Origin of the sequence: Desulfobacter sp., from assembly GCA_028768525.1 — a bacterium.
In the GTDB taxonomy this organism is placed as follows: Bacteria; Desulfobacterota; Desulfobacteria; order Desulfobacterales; family Desulfobacteraceae; genus Desulfobacter.
In genome coordinates, this window is the sequence record CP054837.1 from 554,832 (window position 1) to 573,773 (window position 18,942).

Here is an 18,942-nt window from a genome sequence, read left to right on the forward strand (position 1 = left end):
CTGTTTTTTACACGCCCTCCGGGCGCATAAAAACCAGCCACCCATGGAGGCCTTTCGATTTTATTATTCTTTTTTTTAAAGAATCAGAGCTTATTCAAGCACCCTGGTTGTTCATACTCTGGGGTCCAGCGCAGTTTTACAGATGTACGATTTTATATAAACAAGAATTTAGCCTTAGAAAACGAAGGAGCAGGGAATTACCCCGCTCCTTCAGCTTTTTTTAATGCCATTGGAGAAAGGCACGGAGGCTCGATTATAACATGAACCTTATATCATTAGCCCGCTTCAGAATTAATATTTTTTAATTCCAGTTCAATGGCAGTTCTAATCTGGCTAAATGAAAAGGGCAGTATAGGGTAAGGCTCGTTTTCAGTTTTTTCTAGCAAATCCAAAACCGTGGTGATGGGAAATCTTTCAATCATTTGCTCTGTGTACGCTTTACTTTTTGTAACATTTCCCTGGTTCAGGCTGTTTTGAATTAAGGATAGGTGCAAATATACCTGGTTATCGTTACCGTGCTGGATTGCTTTGTTTAAAAAATGATCGGCTTTACCATAGTTATTGCTCAACAGATTTGCGTAACCGAAAAATGTCATGGCAACCGGGCTGAACGGGTTTTTCTGAATCGCGTCCAATGCACTTGATTGCGCCTTTTCTTTTCTTCTGTTCTTCAAATATATCAATGTCCGCAGGTTCATTCTTTTCAAGTCTATATCACGGCTCTTTTCTTGATTACGTTTTAGTACTTGCCCGGCTTTTTCCAACTCATTTGCCAGAACCAATGTCTCTAAATAATTATTAATTGCTGCATTAGAAGCATAAGATGTAACCGCCATCATGCCATATTTGACAGCCGTATCAATCTCACCTTTTTTTAGATAACATTGCCTTAAATTGTCATAAGCCACCATTTTTGTGTATAGGGGCCTGCTGTTTTGTAACTCTAAAGATTTCTTATGATAATCAATGGCCTTATCCCAGTCGCCCTTTTCCTGATACTGGAATACGGCCAGGTTTTGAAAAGGCCGGGCTCTGTTGGGTGCTTTTCCAATAGCGCTTTCCCAAAGGCCTATTTTAGTTTTCCAGTCGATATTCCTGATATAGGTCCCCATGCTGACAACCATTAATACAACAGAAACGCCGCCGCATATCACAACAATGATTAGTTTACTTGTATTCTTGTTCTTATGCCGAGAAATAAAATTGACAAACCATATGGACAATGGAAAGAAAAAAAACATGGAAGGTATATAATTCCGATGTTCAAAAATCAGTTCAAGATCAAGGAACGTCGATTCAACCAGATGATTCAAAAAGAAAAACAGAATAGTGAAACTAAATGCGGGCCTTTTTTTTAAAGAGTTAAGGGAAACGCCTAATAATGACAAAATGAAGAATATAGCTAAGGATGTTGTCCAAGGGGAAATCAAAGATCGGGATATGGTAATGTCATGCTCAATTGAAAATTGTGATGCAACTGGATAGACCAACTGATAAAGGTAGAGGCAGAGAATTCTGGACTCGGTCATCAACCGCTCAATGGGGGTATATCTTCGATTTGAATAGTTCTCCATTAGAACTTGTATATCGCCGCCCGTATAGATCAAAACCATGACGATAAAAAATACTAATAATATAAAGATGGAGACTACTATTTTAGGCTTAAATAATGATCGCGCGGTTATCTTTTGGAAAAAAATGAACTCAACCATCAAGGTTGCTGCGGGAAGCAGTATTGCATTTTCTTTTGAGCCATAAGCGAGTATGAATGAGATCAGATACCCGATACCAAACATCACCTTTTTTTTTGAGGACGACACAAGCCTCAGTTTCAGATACGTGAATAGGCCCAAAAGGTAGAACATACCAGCAATGGAGGCCATACGCTGGACGATATAGGTCACGGCCATGGTATGGATGGGATGGACGGCCCACAAAAATGCCGCCAGTAGCGCCGTCTGGTATCTAAGCGTCTTTCTCTCAATATGGAATTTTGGGGTCTGAAGCAGCAAATCAATTGTAAAAAATAACAGCAATCCCGATAAGATATGAATGAGAAGATTAATAAAATGAAACCCCCATATACTCCCTTTACCGAAATACCAGTTCATGGCGAAACTGAACATGGTTACAGGTCTGTAAAAGTGCTCGCCTCGATAAGCGCCGCTGTCGTATGAAGCAAAAAATGTCTGAATCAGCGTGGCAGGGTAAAGGTCAGAGATGGTGATTCTCGGATTTTTCGGGATATTATCGTAGTCGTCAAGGTGCCAGGGGACATCAAAACTATTGCTGTAAATTAGAACAATGGCGACGATAATCAGCAGGACTCCAGGCAGTTTGGATTTCTGTTGTTTTATTGTATTATCCATGACAGATCAAATCAGTTTCTTCCTCTTAAGAATGATAATCGCACCATATATAGCGGCCGTCATCCAACCGACACCTGTTATTATGCTCATGAATATCTGGGTTGGATCAAACGCCTGGTTATATATGACAAGAAGCCTGTAATTTAAAGCTTCAAGATTTGGAAAGACCATATAAATTATAATCAGTATTTTTTTTAACACAGGCTCCTTGGTATTTTGGGCGAAGGCATAGATATATTTTGTCCAATGCCCGATAAAATATATCCCAGCTAAAAAAACGCCATTCAGAACAGGCGAGGTAAAAACGGCAAACAGAAGTCCGAATGCCCCGAGGACTATCCATTCAAAAAATATCGACCCTAAGGCAATGACTAATTTACCTGATATCCCAGTGCCGGTGGCATACAGTAAACCAATAAAAATGACACTCAAAACAGCATAAAGCAGAAACATGACTGAAATGATACCCATAAATTTTCCAAGTATTAAGGTACTTCGGTTTATGGGACGGGACAAAACCATATAAACAATTTTTTTTCTAATATCTCCTTGAATGGTATTGATTGTGGTTAATACCGAGCAAGTCAGGCCTATTATTCCGAGTATCCAAAATCCACCATCCAAAACCACGCGCCTTGTATCCCCGACGGCCATCATTGATAGAACAATGATAAAAAAATAAAGAACAATCGCCAGAACAAGCATGGATAGAAAGGATTGATTCCGTATATTCTCTTTAAAGGTTAGTTTTGATATGGCAAAGATATTAGAGCCGGGTAGTGTCATAAAATAGTTCCTCTATACCCTGGTAAAGCGGCGTTAATGAATAAATGGTCATGTTTTTTTCCGCACCTAACCGAATGACCTCAGTCTTCTGATCGCCACTGATAACCATGCGCATAGTGCCGTCGGGCTGCCTGTTAATCGGTCCAGAAGGCGCTATGGATTGAATTATGTCCATATTATCCACATTAAATACAACCTCATAATCCGTGTTGTTTTTTACAAACTCACTGATATTGCCCTGCCATTTAATCTTTCCAGACTTAATAAATGTGATTTTATCTGACAACCGGAAAATATCCGTCATTATATGTGAACTGAACAACAGGGTACGCCCCTTATTCTTATACGCAATCAGGATTTCTTTTATCCGCGACCGCCACACTGGATCCATTCCGCTCATGGGCTCGTCCAAAAGAAGGATGTCAGGGTCATGCAGCATGGCCTGGGCAAATCCGACCCTTTGGGTCTGGCCTTTTGATAACCCTTTTATCCTGGTATCTGCCAAATGCTCAAGGTCAAATTGACATAGCATATGATCAACACTGGCTTTTAATATCTTGCCAGACAATTCTGACAAACCGCCGAGGAACTCTAACCACTCCCTTACAGTCAAATAAGTGGGGATATATTGATTTTCAGTTAAAAGCCCGATTTTTTTCTTTGGACGAATGTTCGTTACGGGCAAATTGTCTATAAGCACCCGGCCCGAATTGGGTTGAATGATGCCTGCACATAATTTAATGGTGGTGGTCTTTCCTGCGCCATTGGGCCCTAAGAACCCCATAGACTGTCCTCTTGATAAGGATAAATTCAGATTCTCTATGATCGGCTTTGTCTGTAAAAAAAAACCGGTTCGTATTGAATAGCTCACATTTTTTAAGTCAATGGCATGATCAGTCATTCTTTTTTTCCGATATTTTTTTTAGGACAACCTCTCTTTGTTTAGGGTCCTTCAGGGAGTGCAGAACATATTGTGCAAAACTGTCTGTAAACAATTCATCTCCAGTTTTTTTCGCCAAAGTTACTGAAAGGGCTGTAAAAAATTCCGGTGAGCCTTCAATCTGGGAGGCCTGAAAAATCAACTCTGCGGCTGATTTATGATCATTAAATGCTTTCCAGGATATATAGCCCTTCATGAACAATAATCCCCAGGATTGCTCAAACCGGCCAACCCCCTTATTGGTTAACTTTAGGGCCTGAATCGGCATATCTGCTTCGAGGAGAAGCACGATTCCGCCAAAATGATATGGATATTCCCATTGCGGGGCAAGATCTGTAATTTTATTCAAAAGATAATACAGGTAAAAATAATCCTGGTCGGTGATTGCATGGGCCCCGAAATAATATGCTGTCCTCAGCCAAAGCAGATCGGCCGTAAAATCCGGATCAGCCGGGGCAAAAAGCCGAATAAAAAGGGAATGGGCCGGGATGAAAAGAACTTCGTCATTGTTATCCTCATTTTCATTGCACCAGGAACAGAAAGGATTGTTAAATGAATAATTGTATCGTTTTTCAAGAAGAAGGCCTTGTAGGGCGACAGTAGATAGGACGAGAAAAGTAGCGATAAGATATGTGATTATAGTTTTCATTCAATAAATAATTCTGCCCTGAAGCCAGGGCAGAATTAAATAATAACCGTTATGTGAATATTACCTGTTTGACTAGTTACAGGCGTTGGTGACGTGGGTGAGTGTGCCTGAACTGTTCATTGTCCACTGGTCCAGTTGCGTACTCAGTGTGGCACTTGCCTGGGCAGTAAAGCCGGTTGAATTCGCTGTGGTCATTGTATACGTATAACGACCAGCAGCAGCTCCGCCTTTAAGGCCCCAGCCGACGGTTCCCAATGCCGCATAGGCATCATTTTCTGCGTAATAGGCTTCCTGGGTTTTTCTGATGTCACCAAGGCTGGATTTGGCTTCACTCTGCTTTGCTTTACACTGATAAGCCAAGAAATTGGGGATGGCGATTGCTGCCAGAATACCGATAATGGCCACAACAATCATCAATTCAATCAGGGTAAAACCTTTTTTGTTGGTTAATACTTTTTTCATACGACCTCCTTAGATGTTAGGTTTTAAGTTAACCGTTCATTTTCGATTACACTTTACTATCTGCAAATTACCCGCCAGGCCTTTTAAAAAAAACAAAAAGAAATCATTTTTTAGTAAAGAGCCTTTTGGGGAGAGGGCTACGGAAAATTCTTTTTTTTTAAAACAGGATTCACAGCACAGTTATTAATGACATTTTTTGGCAAAGTTTTCAAATTTTGTAACCATAATCACAGCATGGAAATCAAAGCAAACTTTCCGGGTCTATCGCCTTGAGCATCTTAATGGTTTTGTGCTACATACTGTCAGGCGGATCCTCTTGTGCTACTCCGCCCAACCCGCTGATTTATAGAGAGATCAGTAAAGGAGACCTCTCTAATGGGCAGCAGATAGGCTACAATGTACGAAACACAACCAGATATTGGGATAAAAACAATACGCGGGCTATCTAAATTAAAGGGAACTATGACTATTCAAGTGGTAATACTCTGCGGTGGTATGGGAACACGGTTAAAAGAAGAGACTGAATATATGCCTAAGCCGATGGTTGAGATAGGCAACAGGCCGATTTTATGGCACATAATGAACATCTTCGCCTGCCATGGCATCACAGAGTTCATTCTCTGCCTTGGATATAAGGGAGAGATGATAAAAGACTATTTTCAAAATTTTGAGTTGAGGAATAACGACTTTACGGTCCAGCTAGGCCACCCCCAAAATATCAAAATACACAGAAGGGATAATTGCAACTGGACGGTCACCCTTGCCGATACCGGGCAAAAAGCCCTGAAGGGGGCGCGATTAAAAAAAATTGAAAAATATATCAAGCAAGACACATTTATTGTTACCTACGGCGACAGCCTTGGAAACATTGACGTTGAGGCATTGCTAAAGTTCCATGACCAACATGGTAAATTAGGAACGATAACCGGTATAAACCCGACAGCCCGATTCGGAGAAATAAAATACAATCAGGATCAGGTCACAAGTTTCAGAGAAAAACCCCAGACCGGGACAGCAATGGTAAACGGTGGTTTTATGGTGTTTAATAAACGTTTCTTCTCCTTCTTAAATGAAAATGACGGCTGCGATCTTGAGTATGGGCCTTTGGAAAAAATAGCTGACCAGGGCCAGTTAATGATATACAAACACAAAGGCTTTTGGGCATGCATGGATACCATCCGGGATATGGAATATTTAAATCAATTGTGGGACTCTAATAATGCGGGGTGGACCAAACCTTGATCAATCAAATAACACAATTTTATAATAAAAAAAGGGTGTTTATCACCGGTCATACAGGGTTTAAAGGTACATGGTTGACTGTATGGCTCAAATCAATGGGCGCAGAAATATGCGGGTACTCCATTGATTCTGATCAGGATAAATACTTTTTTAATGCCTCTGGAATAAAGAATGAAATAATATCAGTGATAGCTGACATTAGAGATTATTCATCACTCGAAAAAGCCATTCAAGAATTCCAGCCGGATATCATCTTTCATTTGGCGGCCCAACCGTTGGTAAGAGAATCGTATAAAGTACCCATTGAAACCTATTCAACCAATATCATGGGAACCGTAAACATCCTTGAAATTTCGAGGATAAACCAAATCAAAACCGTTTTGAACGTAACAAGTGATAAATGCTATGAAAACCAAAACTGGATATGGGGGTATCGAGAATCCGATTCTCTAGGTGGACATGATCCCTACTCCAGTAGCAAGGCCTGCGCAGAAATTGTCTCTTCTGCGTATACCCGGTCATATTTCAATGGTAAGGAACAAAAGTGGAAAACCTGTATTGCATCTGCAAGAGCAGGCAACGTGATCGGTGGGGGCGATTTTGCAAAGGACCGTTTGGTCCCTGATATGGTAAAGGCGTTTTCCAATAAACGCAAAGTAATTATTAGAAACCCCAAAGCCATAAGACCATGGCAGCATGTGTTAGAGGCACTATTTGGATATCTCATCCTTGCGATGAAACTGGATAAAAACAGGCACCGGTATAGCGGGGGATGGAATTTTGGGCCCAATACAGCCGGAATAAAAGAGGTCGGTGTCATAGTTGAAAAATTTTCATCCGTCTGGAAAGAAGGGGCCTCGTGGTCTATTGATTCAGGCGATTCACCCCATGAAGAAGCGATGCTCAGGCTGGATAACTCAAAAGCGCAAACCTATCTTGGATGGATTCCCATATTAGATACCACCCAGATGATTCAATGGACAGTAGAATGGTATAAGGCTTTTAGGGACGCTCCTGAAGATATTTTACAATTTACGCTGGAACAGATAAAAGAGTATCAGGTAAAGATTGATGAAATTTATTGACACCCCCCTTCAAGGCGCCGTCATCATTGAGCCGGAGCCATTCAAGGACTCCAGAGGTTTTTTTTCACGGGTTTATTGTCAAGCCGAACTGGAAAAAAGGCACTTGTTTGGGAATATCGTTCAAATAAATCACTCAAAAACAACAGAAAAAGGAAGTGTAAGAGGACTTCATTTTCAGAAGCCGCCGGCATCTGAAATTAAACTCGTTAAGTGTATCCAAGGTGCCGTGTTTGATGTAATTGTTGATATACGAAAAAATTCTATAACCTTTCTAAACTGGTTTGGAACGACGCTTACCAAAGAAAACATGAAAATGCTATACATTCCCAAGGGTTTTGCACACGGTTTTCAAACACTTAAACCGGATACGGAATTGATTTATCTTCATACTGAATTTTATACGCCTGGTCTGGAAGGCGGCCTCCACTTTAAGGACCCCGCTCTATCCATTGAATGGCCGCTGACGATCAATTCAGTTTCAAAACGGGATCAATCGTTTGAATTCATTAATGATACCTATATAGGGCTAAGCTTATGAATTGCAGATTTTGTAACAGCGCATTGGTTCACGAGTTTGTTGATCTTAATTTTGCGCCAGCCTCAAATTCCTACCTAAAAGCGGATCAATTAAATCATCCTGAAACCTATTATCCGCTTAGGCTGTTTGTATGCACCAATTGCTGGTTAGTTCAATTAGATGAATACAAACCATCTGGGGATATCTTTAACCAGGACTATGCGTATTTCAGTTCGTTTTCGTCGTCGTGGCTGGATCACTGCAAACAGTTCGCCAACATGATAACCGACCGGCTAAACCTTAGCGCCGAGTCTCAGGTCATCGAAATAGCATCGAATGACGGATATCTTCTTCAGTTTTTCAAAAAAAAGCATATCCCCTGCTTAGGCATTGAGCCGACCCATAGCACCGCATCTGCAGCCAAAGAAAAGAACATAGAAACCATTGAGGAGTTTTTTTCAATTGATCTGGCAAAGAATTTAATTAAAGACAGAAGCAAGGCAGATCTGGTGATTGGCAATAATGTTCTGGCACACGTTCCAGATATTAATGATTTTGTAGCTGGGTTAAAGTTGATACTATCACCTCAAGGTTCAATCACAATGGAGTTTCCACATCTGCTGAATCTTATGGAATTCAATCAATTTGACACGATCTACCATGAGCATTTTTCATATCTCTCTTTGCATACTGTCACTAAGATATTTAAACATCATGAACTTGATGTATATGATGTTGATCAGCTCAATACCCACGGGGGCTCCCTTAGGATTTATGCAAAACATATAGAAAACAAAAAAATCCAAAATTCAAAACAAGTTACAGAATTAATTAATCTTGAAAAAAACTACGGGCTTTCATCATTATTACCTTATCAGGAGTTTCAAGCCAGGGTTGATGGTATCCGGGATAAATTTATTGAATTTTTACTTTTAAATAGGAAACAGGAGAAATCAATTGTCGGCTATGGCGCTGCGGCAAAGGGGAATACATTGTTGAACTATTGCGGCGCCCCAAAAAAATTCATAGACTTTGTTGCAGACGCATCGCCACATAAGCAGGGAAAATACCTGCCAGGAAGCCACATCCCAATTGTTCATCCCAATCGTATAGAGGCGGCCAAACCAGATTATGTTATCCTTTTTCCATGGAACATCAAAAATGAATTGATCCATGACCTTGAATATATCCGTGAGTGGAATGGTAGATTTGTAACCATAATTCCTGACCTGGAGGTCTTTTGAAACGGACGATCCCAATCGCGAAACCATCGATTACATCGACTGAAATAGAATATGTAAAAGATGCAGTGACAAATGGATGGGGAGAAAACTGCTACGACTATTTACATAAATTTAAAGATCAGGTTAAATCATATTTCAATTCTTCTTACGCCTTACCGACATCAAGCTGTCATGGCGCACTTCACCTAATATTGATGGCTCTGGGAATAGGCCCTGGAGATGAAGTTATTGTTCCTGATTCCACTTGGGTTGGAAGTGTTTTCCCTATCAGTTGGACTGGTGCAAAACCGATATTCGTAGATGTCAGAAAAGACACCTGGTGTATTGATCCCCAAAAAATTGAGCAGAAAATTTCCACCAAAACCAAGGCCGTCATTGTGGTTCATCTCTATGGAAATCTTTGTGAGATGGATGAACTGATGGATATTGGTGAAAGGTACGGACTGCCGATCATAGAGGATGCTGCAGAAGCATTAGGATCAGAGTATAAGGGCCGTAAAACCGGCTCTATTGCTGACTTTGGAGTTTTTTCATTCCACGGCACTAAAACCATCACCACCGGTGAAGGGGGACTACTGATCACCAATCGAAAGGACATGGAGGAAAAGCTATATACGATTGACAATCAGGGACGAAAAGCTGGCGCAAAATATTTTTGGGTAGATGAAATCGGGCTTAAATATAAAATGTCAAACCTGCAGGCGGCCCTCGGGACTGCCCAATTTCAAAGGGCAAAGGAATTAGTCCAGGCGAAGCGCAAAATTTTCAACTGGTATCTTGAAGCTTTTAAGGATGCTAACTTAAATGATATCCAGACCAATTATGAGCAGGAATATGCAAAGAACAGCTATTGGATGCCAACCATTGTGTTTGGCAACACCTGGTCTATGGGTTTGGAAAAAAGAGATCAACTCATCACTGCCATGAATAAATTCGGCATCAATTTGAGGCCATTTTTCTATCCTGTCAGTGGGTTCCCAATGTATACGAAAGAAAAAGATAATATTGTCAGTTCCCAAATTTGCTGTTCCGGAGTAAATTTACCGAGCTTTTATGACATGACGAAACAGGATGTTCAATATGTTGTCAGACATATGGCAGACTATCTCATAGAATTAAATTGAGCATAACCACTGATTGACTATGAAAATGAACAAATTGATATTCTGGGGAGGTACGGGGCAGGCAATCATGCTTGAGGAATTCCTTTCCGATGAATACCAACTCACAGCCGTCTTTGACAATAACAGAATCTTAAGTCCTTTTAATGATGTTCCCATCTATCAGGGTTGGAAAGAATTTGCCGAGTGGAAAAACAAAACAAGCGGGGATGTGTATTACATTGTTGCAATTGGGGGGGGATCAGGACGGGACCGGGTAAAGATACATGACCGATTAAAAGCAGAAGGCTTGATTCCCATTAAAAAGGCGGTACATCCGTCTTCTTATGTTTCACCAAAAGCGGATTTGGGAGAAGGGTGCCAAATAATGCCGAACGCCTCAGTTACGGCCAGAGCAACCCTTGGTAAATGCGTCATTGTAAACACATCGGCAAGTGTCGACCATGAATGCAATATTGGAAATGGTGTCCATATCGGACCCGGCGCACACCTATCTGGATGTATCCAAGTTGGAGATAACACTTTCATTGGCACAGGGGCTACAATACTACCCAGGTTGAAAATCGGCAGCAACGCGATAATCGGCGCTGGTTCGGTTGTCACGAAAGATCTTCCGAATAATGTTACCGCGTATGGAAATCCTTGTCATATAACAAAAAGAGCGAAAAATAAACTATGAATGAAATCAAAAAATTTGAAATCGAACGAGAAAATAGAGTGAAAAATATGGGCAATAATGAACGATTAAAAAATATTGGCCCAGAATTTATTTCCCTGGCTGAAACACAAAAATACTCCTACAATTTTTCCTGGATGGGTAGACCCATAATTCAATACCCGCAAGACATTCTTGCCATGCAGGAAATTATCTGGGATGTCAAACCGGATTTAATAATTGAAACTGGTATAGCTCATGGCGGTTCACTTATATTCTACGCTTCGATTCTGGAACTAATAGGAAAAGGGGAAGTATTGGGCATCGACATTGATATCAGATCTCACAATAAAGAAGCCATAGAAAATCACCCCATGTTCAAACGAATTTCCATGATCGAAGGGTCTTCCACGGATGAGAACATAGTGAAACAAGCTAAAGAATTCACAATTGGTAAAGAGAAGATTTTAGTTACCTTGGATTCAAATCACACCCATGAGCACGTTTTAAAAGAATTAGAATTATACTCTCCCCTCGTTACCAAAGGAAGTTATCTGGTGGTATATGATACAATTGTTGAAGATATGCCTGAAAACGCCTTCCCCAACAGGCCGTGGGGAAAAGGAAATAACCCCAAAACAGCCGTATGGGAGTTTCTTGAAAAAAATAATAGCTTTGAAGTAGATAAAAGTATTGAAAATAAACTATTAATCACAGTTGCTCCAGATGGATATTTAAAAAAATATTAAATAATAAGTAAACTCAGTCAATTAAATTAATCATTTGCCAAAGCTTCATGGAGTCAAAAATTTTGGGACCATTAGTTACCATTGGAATGCCAGTGTACAATGAGGAAAAATTCCTATCAGCAACGATACGATCCATACTGGAACAAGATTACTCAAATATTGAACTTATCATTTCCGATAATGCGTCCTCTGATACAACTGAAAATATCTGTAAAAATTGGTGTAAAAAAGATAAACGCGTAAAGTACATAAGAAATAAAAAAAACATTGGTGCAATAAAAAACTTCTACCAGGTCTCTGAAAATGCTAAAGGTGAATATTTTATGTTCGCAGGCGGCCACGATCGATGGTCCAGAAATTACATTTCAGAATGCCTCAATGTTCTTGAAAAATCACAGGCTTCAGTACTCGCGTTCCCATCCATCAGGTGGATTGATAAAAATGGTTTAGAGCTGAATAAAGACACCCCATTTTATGACACCCGCGGCTGTGATCCAATTATACGATTTTTCCATGTTCTCTGGGGCCCGATGACACCGATTTACGGGTTGATTAGAACTGATAAATTAAAGGAGGTGCGATTAGACCTTGAAATTATTGGCGCGGATCTTATCATTCTGACTGAATTATGTTTTATAGGTCCATTTACTTATGTTCCGGATGCGATCTGGTACAGACGATCTCAGTTGGGGCAGGAATCCCGTAAACAAAGGGTTCAAAGGTATAATAAACAGCTGTTTGAAAAAGGTTCTCTATTTTCAAAACTATTTCCAAATCTAAAAATACCTTTTGAACTTTTGAAGTCAATACTCAATGCTGAATTCAATTTAGCAGATAAGGCTGCGATTTTATCTCTTTGCATACTTTCGATGCCGTTTAGATACTATGTATATAGAAAATAAACAGTTATGATAAAAACTGTTATTAAATGGGCTGCAATATGTATTTTTATTACAGCCATATTCTATTTTAATCCTCATCTTTTTGATGAAATTTACAAACTGAAAAATCTCAGTGCATTTGATTGCATAGTTTTATCAATTCTTTTTATCCTCAACCAGTTTATTCTCGGTTTGGAGATCAGATGTTTATGCCTAAAGTTCGATGTCCATTTAGGAGTCATAGAGAGCTTCGGCCTATCATCTGTACGTTCAATCGCTAATTTTCTTCCAATGGGTGCCGGCGCCCTATCCAATGCCTTGTATCTAAAACATAGAAAACGATTATCCTATGCAAATTATTCAGCGACCTTGATTGTAAGCATGGTTTTACTGCTTCTCTTATCAGGTTTTTTCGGTTTCATTATAAGCATCTACCTGTATTGCAGCCCCTCACAGATTCATTCAGAAATTATTGGTGCATTTTTTGGCGTTTTCATCGTTTGTTTACTCTTGTTAATTATTCCGTTACCCCAAATTCGATACAACAACAGTATAGCAAGATTTATAAATAATTACCGACATGGATACAATATATTGAAAACAGATAGAACAATCATGCATCTGATTTTTCTAAAAACGATTCTGCTCCTATTATTGGTATTGAGGTTAGAGATACTATTCGCTTCGATGGAACTTACGATAAGTTTTACCAGTGTTGCATTAATTGCTCTGGGAATCGTAGCCTTTAGAATTATGACACTCGTTCCGGGGAATATAGGCATTACCGAAGGCTTGTCCGGTGCTATTGCAGCGTATACTGGAAGCCATTTCGGATATGGCTTTGCCGGGATGGCTGCAGACCGTGTAATTCAAACCCTATGGATTTTATTTTTAGGGTTATTATTCATTTGGTATTTCGGTAAAAAGATGGCAATGGGAGACAATAAAAGCCTATAACCCGCACACCATTTATTTTCCTTTTAAATGTTTATTGGCTTCCATGTCAAACCACATAGCAAAAAGAGAAAACTGTGCAGAGGCAAGAAAGGATGCAAATGCCGCCAAAGCATTGATGGACGGAATATGTCCGCTGATACACCATATGTAAAAAACTCTTAGAAAAAGAAGAACTGAAGTCCCGCCTAACAATATGCCCAATATATAGAAAAATATAAGCGGGTGAAAATCTCGGATGATATATTTTTCTTTTAAGCGCCAGAAAAAACGTTTAAATAAAAGCCAACTTAATGTAAACACAATTTTTTTTATATTTATTCCTGATATTTCTCCGACATTGTAAATTGGATCAACCGGAACATCCTGAACCACGAAATTTTCTATATTTAAAAGTATTAGCTGGTCATTCGGTTGGCCATAGCGGTTATACATTTTGGACCAATCGATTGTTTTTAAGGCTTTTTTATTTATAGCAGTAAATCCTGATTGAAAATCTGAAAGATGCCAATACCCTGATACAATTTTTGTTAATAGTGATAAAAAAGCGGTGCCGAAAAATCTAAGTTTAGGCATGGTTTGATATGCTTTCCCGGAAAAAAATCGATTTCCTTTTGCATAGTCACAATTTCCATCAGCTACAGGTTTAATAAGAGCATCCAAATCATCAGGATTCATCTGTCCATCTCCATCCATCCTGACAATAATATCATATCCTTTTTTTTCAGCCCAATTATATCCACTGACTAAGCTGCCACCACAACCTTGATTAATCTTATGACGGATAAGGGAAAGGCGGGAATTATGTTTTTCTTCGCTCTCAATTACAGCAGCCGTATCGTCGGTGCTGGCATCATCAACAACGATAATCGCATCTACGTATTCGGGTAGAGTCCGAATAACGGTTAGGATTTGGTGTGCTTCGTTGTATGCAGGAATTACAATACAAACAGTTTGATCGTTGAACATATATTCCTCATTTTCAAATATATTTAATTCCCTTTTATTGGCATTATCAATCTTCACTACCTGTAACCATTTTGTCAAGGCGGTAACGCATGGAGCGCATACTCAAATTAAGGTAATCGGCTGCCTTTTTTTTATTACCTCCGGCGATCTCCATGGCCTTTTCCAGATAGGCGGATTCAATCTTGGAAAGTATCATATCAAGGTCTACACCAGAGGAAACATCTTCCAGGTCGAAGCGTTCTCCCCCTTTCACCCCTTCTATCCAGCGCCTGCGTTTGTGGGTGGAGATGGTCAGGCTCTCAGGCAAGATAATATTGGTAGATGATAGAGCGACTGATCTCTCAATAAGATTTTCCAGTTCTCTTACATTGCCAGGAAAAGTATACTTATTTAAAAAATCTATGGCATAAGAGGACAATTTGGAAATGTCCTTGCCGAGCTTTTTTGAATACTTTTCGACAAAGTGTGCAGCAAGGAGTTCTATATCACCTCTCCGCTCTCTTAAGGGAGGTACTTTTATGGGAATGACGTTAAGCCGGAAGAATAGGTCTTCACGGAAATTGCCGTCAATGACCTCCTGCTCCAATTTTTTATTGGTGGCTGAGATAATTCTGACATCCACATCTATTTCCCGGGTGCCGCCCACCGGTTTGAAACTGGTTTCCTGGACGGCTCTGAGCAGTTTTACCTGAAGAAAGGTGGAGAGTTCCCCGATTTCATCCAAAAATATCGTACCTTCGTTGGCGGCTTCAAAAAGCCCCTGCTTGTCGGCCACAGCCCCGGTGAACGACCCTTTCATATGGCCGAAAAATTCACTTTCCATGAGAGTGTCGGGGATACCGCCGCAGTTGACCACCACAAAGGGCTTGTCCCTGCGGTCGGAGTTGTCGTGGATGGCCCGGGCGATGAGTTCCTTTCCGGTACCGCTTTCCCCGGTAATCAGCACATTGGTCTTTGTGGGGCCGACCTGCTGAATACGCTTATAGATGGCCTGCATCCCGGTGCTGTTGCCGATGATTTTGCCGAAGTGGATTTGGGATTTGAGTTCCGAGGACCGGCGTTCTTTCTCATGTTCAAGGGTCTTGAGTTCAAGGGCCTTGGCGATGGTTGCCTTCAGCTCTTTATTGTCGAAGGGCTTTGGCACAAAGTCGTAGGCCCCTTCGTTCATGGCCTCCACAGCGATCTCTGTGGTCGAATAGGCGGAAATCATAATCACAACGGTGCTGGCATGCTCTTTTTTGACGGCACGGAGGACATCCAGGCCGGTGATGTCCCCCAGGCGGATATCCGTGAGCACCAGGTCATAGGCCCTTTGCTGGATCTTGGTCAGGGCCTGTTTGCCGCTTTTGGCAAGGGTAACCTTGTACCTCTCTTTGGATAAGAGCAGGTCCAGAAATTCACGCATGGACAATTCATCGTCGACCACCAGTATGCTGTGTTTGCCGGCCATGGGTTCTATTTTGCCTCGTATACCCGGATGCCGTTTCCAAATGTCATGGCCGCCCTGCCCTTTACCTGCCGGCCGGCAAAAGGAGTGTTGCGGCTCTTAGAGATAAACGTATCAGGGTCAACAATAAATTCGTAGTCCGGATCAATGAGGGTCAGATCTGCCGGGTTTCCTGACACCAGATCGTTGTTGATCCCCATGAGTTCCGCCGGGGCCTTGGCCATCTTTTCGACCAATTCTTCCATGGTGATATGCCCTCTGCCCACCAGTTCCAGGGCGAGTGGCAGTGCCGTTTCCAGCCCGATGATGCCGAAGGCCGCCCGGTCGAATTCCACATCCTTTTCATCTATGTTGTGGGGGGCGTGATCTGTGGCGATCATGTCGATGGTGCCGTCCTTTAGACCTTCGATAATGGCCTGGCGGTCGATCTCGGAACGCAAGGGCGGATTCATCTTGAAATTGGTGTCGTAGGGAGGGATATCCTCGTCGGTCAGGGTGAAATAATGGGGAGCGGTTTCGCAGGTAACCGGTATCCCCTTCCTTTTAGCCTGGCGGATGGCATCAATGGACTGGGCCGTGCTCATGTGGCAGAAATGGACCCGGGCGCCGGTGAGTTCTGCCATAGCGATGTCCCGGCAGACCATAACGGATTCAGAGGCGTTAGGGATGCCGCGGAGCCCAAGAGCAGTAGCTTTGGGCCCTTCGTTCATTGATCCGTTGTTGGCAAGGTCTTTATCCTCGGCGTGGACCAGGATGGGGATATCCATGGTCTTGCAGTATTCCATGGCCCGGCGCATGAGTTGGGAACTGGATACGGGCAGTCCGTCGTCGGTGACGGCTTTGATCCCGGCCTGTTTCATGTCCCCGATCTCAGCAAGGGCGGTGCCGGATGAACCGACGGAGATGGCGCCGGCAGGATAGACTCGGGCGGCACAGGCTTTCCTGCCCTGCTCAATGATGAATGAGGTGACCTGGGCGTTGTCGTTGACCGGTTTTGTATTGGGCATACAGCAGACGGCTGTAAATCCGCCTGCGGCGGCCGCTTTGAGGCCGGACTCAATGGTTTCCTTGTACTCATGTCCCGGCTCCCTCAAATGGACGTGAACGTCTATGAGACCGGGAACTGCGATCAGACCTTCTGCATCTATAACCTGGGTATCGGATTCCGGCTTGATCTGATCCGGCTCTTCAATTTGAGCGAACTTACCGTCCTTAATCAGAATGTCTTTTACGCCGTCTATTCTGCCGGGGTCGATGACCTGTGCCCCTTTAATCAGTATCTGCATGTCTGCTGCCTCCTGCCACCAGGTAAAAAAGTGCCATGCGCAGGGCCACGCCGTTGGTGACCTGGTCTAAAATCATAGAGCAGCCCGAGTCGGCCACTTCGCTCGAAATCTCAACCCCGCGGTTCATGGGGCCGGGATGCATGACCAGAACGTTGTCCTTGGCCAGGCCCAGCCTCCTGTTGTTCAATCCGTAAAGGCCTGCGTACTCCCTCTCTGTGGGAAAAAGCAAATTGCCCATCCGTTCCTTCTGGATCCTGAGCATCATGACCACATCGGCATCGGTAACGCAGGATTCCATGGTCTTTTCCACCCGGCACCCCAGGTTTTCAATGCCCACGGGAATCATGGTGTCCGGTGCGCATATGCTGACCCTCGCGCCCATCCTGGTCAAACCAATGATGTCCGAACGGGCCACCCGGGAGTGGGAAATATCACCGATGATGGATACTTTAAGGCCTTCAAGCTTGCCCTTTGCCTCACGGATACTCATCATGTCCAGCAGGGCCTGGGAAGGATGGGCATGGGTGCCGTCCCCGGCGTTGATCACCGAGCACCCTACCCGCTTGGAAACCTGGTAGGCGGCCCCGGAGGAAGAGTGGCGCATGACAATGACATCCGGCCGCATGGCCTCCAGATTCTTTGCCGTGTCGATGAGGGTTTCTCCCTTGACAATGCTTGAGGTGCTTTTGGATATGGAAACCGTGTCGGCGGACAGCCGCTTGGCCGCCAGCTCAAATGAAAGCTTGGTCCGGGTGGAGGGCTCCTGAAAAAACATGACAATGGTTTTGCCTCTCAGGGTGGGCACCTTTTTAACCGGCCGCTCTGAAATCTCCTTCATTCCCACGGCGGTATCCAGAATCATGGAGATTTCGTCTTTGCTCAAAGACTGGATATCCAGAATATCCTTTTTTGTAAACCGCATAGCTGTATCCTTAAAATAGCAGGTTTCCGATGCGGCGCCACCGGACCCCGAAATCGTCTTTATTCCATGACCAGTAAATCATAAAGGCCTCTCCCCGGACCTCAGAAAGGTCCACAAAGCCCCAGAACCTGCTGTCATGACTGTTGTCACGATTATCCCCCATGACAAAAAGTTTGTTTGGGGGAACAAGTATTTTTTTCATATTGTCCCGGGTGGTAAACTGCCCCGGTATGACTCGCCTGTCCTTATGGACAGCCCAGGGTTCATCTGTAACCGGCTTATCGTTGACATAAACCTGCTTATCTATGATTTCAATGGTATCCCCGGCCACGGCCACCACACGCTTGATATAGTCCTTGGACGGGTCTTCAGGATATTTAAAAACCACGATATCATTTCTCTCCGGATCCTTGCCGGCAATCACTTCCTTGCCGTCAGTAAATGGGATTTTCACCCCATAGATAAACTTATTCACCAGAATCTGGTCACCGATCTGCAGGGTTTCAAGCATGGATCCGGAAGGAATTTTAAAAGCCTGAACAATAAAGGTTCGGATAAACAGGGCAATGACCACGGCAATGAGAATGGCTTCGATATTCTCCCGCCAGGCGCTTTTCTTTTTTGTTGCCATTTGAATCTTTTCTTTCACTGAATGAGCAGTCAT

General features: G+C 42.5%; 19 protein-coding genes. 9 read left to right on the top strand and 10 right to left on the bottom strand.

From position 1 onward, the window contains the following. Positions 1-275: 275 nt before the first annotated feature. From HUN04_02370 to HUN04_02390, 5 genes are all read right to left on the bottom strand, one after another. On the bottom strand, positions 276-2,369 hold the full coding sequence (locus HUN04_02370) for a tetratricopeptide repeat protein (protein ID WDP88644.1): 2,094 nt from the start codon (positions 2,367-2,369) through the stop codon (positions 276-278). Positions 2,370-2,375: 6 nt separating this feature from the next. Continuing rightward, entirely contained in the window at positions 2,376-3,155 is a 780-nt protein-coding gene (locus HUN04_02375; protein ID WDP88645.1) for a hypothetical protein, read from the bottom strand. Further along, entirely contained in the window at positions 3,136-4,056 is a 921-nt protein-coding gene (locus HUN04_02380) for an ABC transporter ATP-binding protein (GenBank protein WDP88646.1), read from the bottom strand. Before HUN04_02380 ends, HUN04_02375 begins: the two co-directional genes overlap by 20 nt. Next, on the bottom strand, positions 4,049-4,744 hold the full coding sequence (locus HUN04_02385) for a hypothetical protein (GenBank protein ID WDP88647.1): 696 nt from the start codon (positions 4,742-4,744) through the stop codon (positions 4,049-4,051). Before HUN04_02385 ends, HUN04_02380 begins: the two co-directional genes overlap by 8 nt. A 72-nt stretch (positions 4,745-4,816) precedes the next feature. Then, a complete protein-coding gene (locus HUN04_02390) occupies positions 4,817-5,206 on the bottom strand; it encodes a prepilin-type N-terminal cleavage/methylation domain-containing protein (protein WDP88648.1) in 390 nt (129 codons plus the stop codon). Positions 5,207-5,674: 468 nt separating this feature from the next. Here HUN04_02390 and rfbF point away from each other — a divergent pair, with 468 nt between their 5' ends. From rfbF to HUN04_02435, 9 genes are all read left to right on the top strand, one after another. Next, positions 5,675-6,448 (top strand): glucose-1-phosphate cytidylyltransferase, encoded by a 774-nt coding sequence (rfbF, locus tag HUN04_02395; GenBank protein ID WDP93135.1) that lies wholly within the window; start codon positions 5,675-5,677, stop codon positions 6,446-6,448. A gap of 8 nt (positions 6,449-6,456) precedes the next feature. Next, complete coding sequence (gene rfbG / locus HUN04_02400; GenBank protein ID WDP93134.1) at positions 6,457-7,533, top strand: CDP-glucose 4,6-dehydratase; 1,077 nt, start codon at positions 6,457-6,459, stop codon at positions 7,531-7,533. Then, positions 7,520-8,071 carry a dTDP-4-dehydrorhamnose 3,5-epimerase gene (gene rfbC, locus HUN04_02405; GenBank protein WDP88649.1) on the top strand — a complete coding sequence of 184 codons (552 nt, stop codon included), beginning with the start codon at positions 7,520-7,522 and terminating at the stop codon, positions 8,069-8,071. The genes rfbG and rfbC overlap by 14 nt, the downstream gene beginning before the upstream one ends. Continuing rightward, positions 8,068-9,294 (top strand): methyltransferase domain-containing protein, encoded by a 1,227-nt coding sequence (locus HUN04_02410; GenBank protein ID WDP88650.1) that lies wholly within the window; start codon positions 8,068-8,070, stop codon positions 9,292-9,294. Before rfbC ends, HUN04_02410 begins: the two co-directional genes overlap by 4 nt. After that, a complete protein-coding gene (locus tag HUN04_02415) occupies positions 9,291-10,418 on the top strand; it encodes a DegT/DnrJ/EryC1/StrS family aminotransferase (protein ID WDP88651.1) in 1,128 nt (375 codons plus the stop codon). The genes HUN04_02410 and HUN04_02415 overlap by 4 nt, the downstream gene beginning before the upstream one ends. A gap of 19 nt (positions 10,419-10,437) precedes the next feature. Beyond that, entirely contained in the window at positions 10,438-11,094 is a 657-nt protein-coding gene (locus HUN04_02420; GenBank protein ID WDP88652.1) for an acetyltransferase, read from the top strand. After that, complete coding sequence (locus HUN04_02425) at positions 11,091-11,819, top strand: cephalosporin hydroxylase family protein (protein WDP88653.1); 729 nt, start codon at positions 11,091-11,093, stop codon at positions 11,817-11,819. The genes HUN04_02420 and HUN04_02425 overlap by 4 nt, the downstream gene beginning before the upstream one ends. Before the next feature lie 62 nt (positions 11,820-11,881). Further along, positions 11,882-12,721: a glycosyltransferase family 2 protein gene (locus tag HUN04_02430; GenBank protein ID WDP88654.1), complete on the top strand. Its 840-nt coding sequence runs from the start codon at positions 11,882-11,884 to the stop codon at positions 12,719-12,721. A gap of 6 nt (positions 12,722-12,727) precedes the next feature. Next, positions 12,728-13,657, top strand: coding sequence for a flippase-like domain-containing protein (locus tag HUN04_02435; GenBank protein ID WDP88655.1), 930 nt, complete (start codon positions 12,728-12,730; stop codon positions 13,655-13,657). 12 nt (positions 13,658-13,669) lie between these two features. Here the strand turns inward: HUN04_02435 and HUN04_02440 are convergent, their stop codons facing one another. From HUN04_02440 to lepB, 5 genes are read right to left on the bottom strand one after another with little or no spacing between them, the layout of a single operon-like run. Then, positions 13,670-14,623, bottom strand: coding sequence for a glycosyltransferase family 2 protein (locus tag HUN04_02440; protein ID WDP93136.1), 954 nt, complete (start codon positions 14,621-14,623; stop codon positions 13,670-13,672). A gap of 46 nt (positions 14,624-14,669) precedes the next feature. After that, positions 14,670-16,073, bottom strand: a complete 1,404-nt coding sequence (locus HUN04_02445; protein WDP88656.1) for a sigma-54-dependent Fis family transcriptional regulator — start codon at positions 16,071-16,073, stop codon at positions 14,670-14,672. Between the two features lie 5 nt (positions 16,074-16,078). Continuing rightward, a complete protein-coding gene (locus HUN04_02450; GenBank protein ID WDP88657.1) occupies positions 16,079-17,356 on the bottom strand; it encodes a dihydroorotase in 1,278 nt (425 codons plus the stop codon). Beyond that, complete coding sequence (locus tag HUN04_02455) at positions 17,340-18,278, bottom strand: aspartate carbamoyltransferase catalytic subunit (GenBank protein ID WDP88658.1); 939 nt, start codon at positions 18,276-18,278, stop codon at positions 17,340-17,342. Before HUN04_02455 ends, HUN04_02450 begins: the two co-directional genes overlap by 17 nt. A gap of 10 nt (positions 18,279-18,288) precedes the next feature. After that, positions 18,289-18,909: a signal peptidase I gene (lepB, locus tag HUN04_02460; protein ID WDP88659.1), complete on the bottom strand. Its 621-nt coding sequence runs from the start codon at positions 18,907-18,909 to the stop codon at positions 18,289-18,291. Between the last annotated feature and the right edge of the window lie 33 nt (positions 18,910-18,942).

Coding starts and splice junctions, on each gene's coding strand:
- rfbC (WDP88649.1), top strand. CDS start 7,520: ATGAAATTTATTGACACCCCCCTTCAAGGCGCCGTCATCATTGAGCCG.
- HUN04_02445 (WDP88656.1), bottom strand. CDS start 16,073: ATGGCCGGCAAACACAGCATACTGGTGGTCGACGATGAATTGTCCATG.
- HUN04_02370 (WDP88644.1), bottom strand. CDS start 2,369: ATGGATAATACAATAAAACAACAGAAATCCAAACTGCCTGGAGTCCTG.
- lepB (WDP88659.1), bottom strand. CDS start 18,909: ATGGCAACAAAAAAGAAAAGCGCCTGGCGGGAGAATATCGAAGCCATT.
- HUN04_02375 (WDP88645.1), bottom strand. CDS start 3,155: ATGACACTACCCGGCTCTAATATCTTTGCCATATCAAAACTAACCTTT.
- HUN04_02420 (WDP88652.1), top strand. CDS start 10,438: ATGAAAATGAACAAATTGATATTCTGGGGAGGTACGGGGCAGGCAATC.
- HUN04_02410 (WDP88650.1), top strand. CDS start 8,068: ATGAATTGCAGATTTTGTAACAGCGCATTGGTTCACGAGTTTGTTGAT.
- HUN04_02440 (WDP93136.1), bottom strand. CDS start 14,623: ATGTTCAACGATCAAACTGTTTGTATTGTAATTCCTGCATACAACGAA.
- HUN04_02380 (WDP88646.1), bottom strand. CDS start 4,056: ATGACTGATCATGCCATTGACTTAAAAAATGTGAGCTATTCAATACGA.
- HUN04_02390 (WDP88648.1), bottom strand. CDS start 5,206: ATGAAAAAAGTATTAACCAACAAAAAAGGTTTTACCCTGATTGAATTG.
- HUN04_02425 (WDP88653.1), top strand. CDS start 11,091: ATGAATGAAATCAAAAAATTTGAAATCGAACGAGAAAATAGAGTGAAA.
- HUN04_02455 (WDP88658.1), bottom strand. CDS start 18,278: ATGCGGTTTACAAAAAAGGATATTCTGGATATCCAGTCTTTGAGCAAA.
- HUN04_02385 (WDP88647.1), bottom strand. CDS start 4,744: ATGAAAACTATAATCACATATCTTATCGCTACTTTTCTCGTCCTATCT.
- HUN04_02435 (WDP88655.1), top strand. CDS start 12,728: ATGATAAAAACTGTTATTAAATGGGCTGCAATATGTATTTTTATTACA.
- HUN04_02450 (WDP88657.1), bottom strand. CDS start 17,356: ATGCAGATACTGATTAAAGGGGCACAGGTCATCGACCCCGGCAGAATA.